Here is a 5,724-nt window from a genome sequence, read left to right as displayed (position 1 = left end):
TCAGACCAGGTCGAGGGCGACGTCGAGGATCGGCGCGGAATGCGTCAAGGCGCCAACGGACAGATAGTCGACGCCGGTGGCGGCATAGGCGGGGGCCTTGGCGAGCGTCAGGCCGCCGGTGGCTTCGATCTCGACGCTCGCACCGTTCGCGCGGATCGCGGCGACCGTCTCGCCGAGCAACTCCGGCGACATGTTGTCGCACATCACGAATCGCGCGCCGGCGGCCACCGCTTCACGGGCCTCGTCGACGGTCGTGACCTCGACCTGGATGGGCACGTCAGGGAAGCGTGCCCGGATCCGCTCGTAGGCCGCGGTGATCGAGCCCGCCGCCAGTTTGTGGTTGTCCTTGATCATCGCCACGTCATACAGGCCCATGCGCTTGTTGGTGCCGCCACCGGCACGCACGGCATACTTCTCCAGCGCCCGCAAGCCCGGTGTCGTCTTGCGCGTGTCGAGCACGGTCGTGCCGGTGCCGGCCAGGGCATCGGCCCATTGCCGGGTCACGGTGGCGACTCCCGAGAGCCGGGAAATGATGTTGAGCAGGGTCCGCTCCGCGGTCAGGATCGTCGTCGCCGGCCCGTCCAGCTCGGCCATCACCTGCCCGGCCACGACCCGGTCGCCGTCCGCACCCAGCAGACGCACGTCCACGGTGCCGCCTCGGGTGATGCCCGCGACCTCGTCCACCACGAGCGCGATCACCGGCAACCCGGCGATGACGCCGGCCTCCCGGGCGACGACGTGCCCGCGCTCACGGGCCGCCGGGTCGATCGTCGCGGCGGTCGTCATATCGATGCCGTCGAGTCCGCCGAGATCCTCGATCAGCGCCTCGCGCACCACCCGCCGGGCGTCCGCCACCGGGAATTCCACCGTCATCGCCGCGACTCCTCCTGCGCCATATACGTCAGTGCGACCCCATCCTCGGTCCGCACGTGCGAGAGATGGCCGAGCCAATGCCGGTCGTCGCGCTCGGGGAAGTCGGCACGCTCGTGCCCGCCCCGCGTCTCCTCGCGCGCGTGCGCGCCGACACAGAAGGCCAGCCCCAGATGCGCGAGATTCGTTGTCTCCCACGCCTGTGTCGTCGGCTGCTCAGCGCTGGACCTCCCGACCAGCTCCGCAAGAACCGCGTGCGTATGCCGCGTCGACTCAGCCGTGCGCACCGGTCCGGCTCCCGCTGTCATGGCCCGCTGAACCTCCGCCCGGCTCGCGGGATCGAGCAGGCCCGTGTCGCCGCCGGGCGGCAGCGGCGCGCCGGGCGCCAACTCGCCCGCCGTCACCCGCGCAGCGATGTCGTCCGCGATCCGGTGTGCGAAGACCAGACCTTCGAGCAGGGAGTTCGACGCGAGCCGGTTGGCGCCGTGGACGCCGGTGCAGGCGGTCTCACCGCAGGCATACAGGCCGTCGAGAGTGGAGCGGCCGGCGAGGTCGGTCCACACGCCGCCGGAGGCGTAGTGCTGCGCGGGCGCGACGGGGATGGGTTGTGTTGCGGGATCGATGCCGAGCTCCCGGCAGCGCGCAACGATCGACGGAAATCGCTTCTCCAAGAACGCGGCTCCGAGGTGCCGCGCATCGAGCCACACGTGATCGCTGCCCGTCTGCGCCATCCGCGCGACGATGGCCCGCGCCACGACATCGCGCGGCGCCAGGTCGGCCATCGGGTGCACGCCCTGCATGAAACGCACGCCGTCCTTGTCGACGAGGAAGGCCCCTTCGCCGCGGACGGCTTCCGAGATCAGCGGCTGCTGCCCCTGCGCGCTCTCACCGAGGAAGAGCACCGTGGGATGAAACTGGACGAACTCAAGGTCGGTCAGCTGGGCCCCGGCCCGCAGCGCCGCCGCCATGCCGTCACCGGTCGCGACGCTGGGATTGGTGGTCGAGACGTAGATCTGCCCCAGTCCGCCGGTGGCGAGCACCACCGCGCGGGCGTATGCCGCGCCCACCCCGTCGTGGTCGCCCTCGCCGATCACGTGCAAGGTCACGCCCGCCACCCGTCCGCCGGCATCCTGCAGCAGGTCGACGACGAGGGCGTGCTCAATGACCTCGATGCCCGGGTCGGTGATGACGCGATCGAGCGCGGCGATCAATGCGCGCGAGATCTCGGCCCCCGTCGCGTCCCCGCCGGCATGCGCGATCCGGTCGCGGTGATGCCCACCCTCGCGGGTCAATAGGATCCCGCCGTCCGCGGCACGATCGAATTCCGTTCCGAGAGCGACGAGTTCGTGCACGCGCTCCGGCCCTTCGGTGACCAAGGCCCGGACTGCGGCTTCGTCGCACAGCCCGACGCCGGCGACCAGTGTGTCCTGGAGGTGCTCCTCGGGTGAGTCCTCCGGGTCGAGCGCGGCCGCGATGCCGCCCTGGGCCCAGGCCGTGGACCCGGCAGAGAGCACGGTCTTGGTCACGAGCAACACCCGGTCCACCTGCTCGCGCAGTCGCAGCGCGCAGGTCAGCCCGGCGATCCCCGAGCCGACGACGATGACATCGGCCTCGGTCCTCCACCCCGGCTCCCCAGCCAGCAGATAGCGGGGGATCTGCACCTCGGGCAACTCCGTGTGGTCAGCCATGACGCCGCTTGGTCACGGCCGACGTCTTGAGCCCGTAGCCGTCCGGGACGTCGCCGCCGTCGTGGCCGACCTCGACGATCCGGTTGAACGTGTCGACGAAGACGACCTGCGGCTCGAAGCTGCGCGCCTCCTTATCGTCCATCATCGCGTAGGCGATCACGATGACCAGATCTCCCGGGGAGATCAGCCGGGCCGCGGCGCCATTGATGCAGACGGTGCCAGAGCCTCGCTTGCCCTCGATGGCATAGGTCGTCAGCCGGTTGCCGTTGTCGACATCGACGACGTCGACCTGTTGTCCCGGAAGGAGGTTCGCGGCGTCCATCAGGTCGCGGTCGATTGTCATCGAGCCGACGTAGTGCAGGTCGGCCTGGGTGACGGTGGCTCGATGGATTTTGCTGTGCAGCATGATGCGTTGCATCGGTGTCCTCACATCGGCTCGGCGGCGCCGAGATCGTCGGGATTGCTGAAGACGTCCAGGGCTCCGCCGCCCGGACCCACGAGCACGGGCAGATTGTCGATCAACCGGGTGGTGCCGACCTTGCCGGCCACCGCGAGCAGGGCCTCGCCGCGATACCACTCCGGGACGTCACGCAGGGTCGTCGGATGGACGAGCACGAGATAATCGACGAGCACGAGCGGCTCGGCGACCAGGACTCCACGGGCTGCGCGACGAATGGCCGAGGGTCCCTCGGGTGCCGCTGCCGCTCCGGCGCGCAGGGCCCGGGAGAGGGACAACGCGACCTCGCGATCGCTCTCGGTCAGGTAGGTATTGCGGCTAGACATCGCCAGTCCGTCGGGCTCCCGGACCGTGGGCACCGAGATGACTCGGGCCGGGAAATCGAGATCGCGCACCATCCGCCGGATGAGCAGCAACTGCTGGGCATCCTTCTGCCCGAAATAGAAGCGAGTGCCTGCGCTCAGGTGCATGAGTTTGGCGACGACGGTGAGCATGCCGTCGAAATGCCCTGGGCGCGAATGTCCTTCGAGCAGCGTCCCCAAGGGCCCGGCTGAGATCCGGACGCCCGGGTCGCCGTCCTGATAAATGACATCGGGCGTAGGTGCGAAGACCAGATCGGCGCCATACCGGCTGCAGATCTCCAGGTCGGAGTCGAAGGTCCGCGGATAGCGCGAGAGATCCTCTTTCGGCCCGAATTGCAGCGGATTGAGGAAGATCGTCACGATTACGTGGTCGGCCTCGGCGCGAGCCTGCTCGATCAGCGTCGCATGGCCCTCATGAAGGGCACCCATCGTCATCACGACGGCGATCTCCTTGCCGCTCAACGCGGCTCGCGCCGCACGCAGCTCATCGCGGGTCCGGGCGACAACCGGCGTCGTCGTTGTGGTCGCAGTCACGGTGCTTCCTCCTGGGGGTGGAGAACCTGGTCGAGCGTCGAAGCGGAGTGGGGCGCCAATCGGCCACCGTCGACCGCCCGGCGAAGGGTGGCCTCCGCGAGGACGCGGTAGACCGCCTGCACATCCGGGGACTCGGAAGCGAGCACGTGGAGGTGCTCGGAAACCGTACCGGCATCGCCGCGGGCGACGGGTCCGGTGAGAGCGGCGTCACCCGAGCGCAGCGCGTTGTCGAGGGCAGCGCTCATCAGAGGTCGCAGCATGCGGTCGGTGTCCTCGATCCCGGCTCCGCGCAGGATCTGCGCAGCCTGGGCGGCGAGAGTGATCAGGTAGTTCGAGCCGTGGACCAGGCCGAGGTGATAACGCGTCCGGTCGAACTCGTCGACGATCACCGGCTCGCCGCCCATCTCGACGACCAGGGCCTGGGCGGGGGCCAGCAGGTCTGGAGGCGCCGTCACACCGAAGCAGCAGTCCCGCAGGCGCGTGATGTCCATCACCGTCCCGGTGAAGGACATCGCCGGATGGATGGCCATGCCGCCCACGCCGAGGGCGATCGCGGGGGCGAGCGGACCCAGCCCGCTGCGCCCAGAGGTGTGCAGCGCGAGCTGACCACGCTGCCATACGTCCGTGGTCGCGAGGCCGGCGACGAGCGGCGCGAGAGCGTCGTCGGGAACGGCGAGAACCGCCAAATCGCAGGTCGCGACCACGTCATCGACCGGCAGGATCGGGACATCGGGGAGCAGCGCTTCGGCGCGAGCAAGGGACGCGGCGCTGACGGCGCTGGCCCCGATGACGAGATGACCGGCATTGGCCAGGGCGGCACCGAGGACCGCGCCGACCTTCCCGGCACCGACAATGCCGACGCGAAGGCGGCCCGGAGGCAGCAGCGGCGGCGGCGACGTCACCGGGCAAGTCTGTCATCCTGGAAGCCAGCCTCACGTGAGAGAGGTGGACTGCGATGTCCGAGGCGACGCCCAATCCCATCCTGACCAGCGATGCCCTGGTCCTGATCGCCGTGCTGGGGCGATTCGAAGGAGAACTGCGTGGCGGGGCGATGTCCGGCCCCGCCATCGAGACCCTCGGCGCTCGCTGCCGCTCGGTCGGGCTGCTCGACCCGCACGAGCCGGCCCGGCTGGACTCGGTCGCCGCCATCCTCGAGGACATCGGCCAGCGCTTGCGCTATGCGATCGGCGAGTATGACGCGGACCCCACCCGGCCGTAGCCTCACCCGGTGATCCCCTGGGCGACGGCGTGGCAGCACGCCCTGTATGCCGAGGGCGGCTTCTATCGTGACGCCTCCGGTCCGGCCGGTCACTTCACGACGTCCTGTCACGGCGCCCTTGGCGTCGTCTTCGCCTCCGCGATCGGACGCCTGGCCGAGCGGGAGGGACTCGCGACGATCGTCGATGTCGGCAGCGGCCGGGGCGAGTTGCTCGGGTTCCTGGCGGCATCGCCGGTTGCCGCTGATGTGCGATTGCTCGGCGTGGATGTCGTTGCACCACAAGGGCTTCCGCACCCCGTGGCGTGGCGTCGTTCCGATGGCGGGTCCGATATTCCCGACCTGCACGACCTCGGGCCGGCGCTCGTTATCGCGAATGAGTGGCTGGACGTCGTGCCCTGCGTGGTCGCCGAAGCGGATGCCTCCGGCCGAGTGCGGGAGGTGCTCGTCGACGGTGCCGGAAGGGAGTCGCTCGGGTCGGCGGTGTCCGCAGGCGACCGTGCCTGGGCGTCGCGCTGGTGGCCCGCCCGCCGTGGCGTCGACCGATGGGTGCGCGGCGAGCGGATCGAGATCGGCCGCTCACGCGACGAGGCGTAT

6 protein-coding genes and 1 pseudogene are annotated in these 5,724 nt (G+C 69.8%); 2 read left to right on the top strand and 5 right to left on the bottom strand.

Features of this window, described 5'->3' with window-relative positions; all coding sequences use genetic code 11:
* Genes nadC through PKH97_RS13025 form a run of 5 tightly spaced genes read right to left on the bottom strand, consistent with a single transcriptional unit; the run spans window position 1 to window position 4,813 of the window.
* On the bottom strand, window positions 1-873 hold the full coding sequence (nadC, locus tag PKH97_RS13045; RefSeq protein WP_324387933.1) for a carboxylating nicotinate-nucleotide diphosphorylase: 873 nt from the start codon (window positions 871-873) through the stop codon (window positions 1-3).
* Window positions 870-2,558, bottom strand: a complete 1,689-nt coding sequence (locus tag PKH97_RS13040; RefSeq protein ID WP_324387931.1) for an L-aspartate oxidase — start codon at window positions 2,556-2,558, stop codon at window positions 870-872. Before PKH97_RS13040 ends, nadC begins: the two co-directional genes overlap by 4 nt.
* Window positions 2,551-2,976 carry an aspartate 1-decarboxylase gene (panD, locus tag PKH97_RS13035; protein ID WP_324387929.1) on the bottom strand — a complete coding sequence of 142 codons (426 nt, stop codon included), beginning with the start codon at window positions 2,974-2,976 and terminating at the stop codon, window positions 2,551-2,553. The genes PKH97_RS13040 and panD overlap by 8 nt, the downstream gene beginning before the upstream one ends.
* A gap of 8 nt (window positions 2,977-2,984) precedes the next feature.
* Window positions 2,985-3,911 carry a pantoate--beta-alanine ligase gene (panC, locus tag PKH97_RS13030; protein ID WP_324387927.1) on the bottom strand — a complete coding sequence of 309 codons (927 nt, stop codon included), beginning with the start codon at window positions 3,909-3,911 and terminating at the stop codon, window positions 2,985-2,987.
* Window positions 3,908-4,813, bottom strand: a complete 906-nt coding sequence (locus tag PKH97_RS13025) for a Rossmann-like and DUF2520 domain-containing protein (RefSeq protein WP_324387926.1) — start codon at window positions 4,811-4,813, stop codon at window positions 3,908-3,910. Before PKH97_RS13025 ends, panC begins: the two co-directional genes overlap by 4 nt.
* A gap of 53 nt (window positions 4,814-4,866) precedes the next feature.
* Here PKH97_RS13025 and PKH97_RS13020 point away from each other — a divergent pair, with 53 nt between their 5' ends.
* Both PKH97_RS13020 and PKH97_RS13015 read left to right on the top strand, forming a co-directional pair.
* On the top strand, window positions 4,867-5,130 hold the full coding sequence (locus tag PKH97_RS13020; protein ID WP_324387925.1) for a hypothetical protein: 264 nt from the start codon (window positions 4,867-4,869) through the stop codon (window positions 5,128-5,130).
* A gap of 9 nt (window positions 5,131-5,139) precedes the next feature.
* Window positions 5,140-5,724 (top strand): annotated as a pseudogene (locus tag PKH97_RS13015) (hypothetical protein); the annotation flags it as partial.

This window comes from Nostocoides sp., from assembly GCF_035343835.1.
Classification (GTDB): Bacteria; Actinomycetota; Actinomycetes; order Actinomycetales; family Dermatophilaceae; genus Nostocoides_A; species Nostocoides_A vanveenii.
This window is presented reverse-complemented; position numbering and strand designations above follow the sequence as displayed.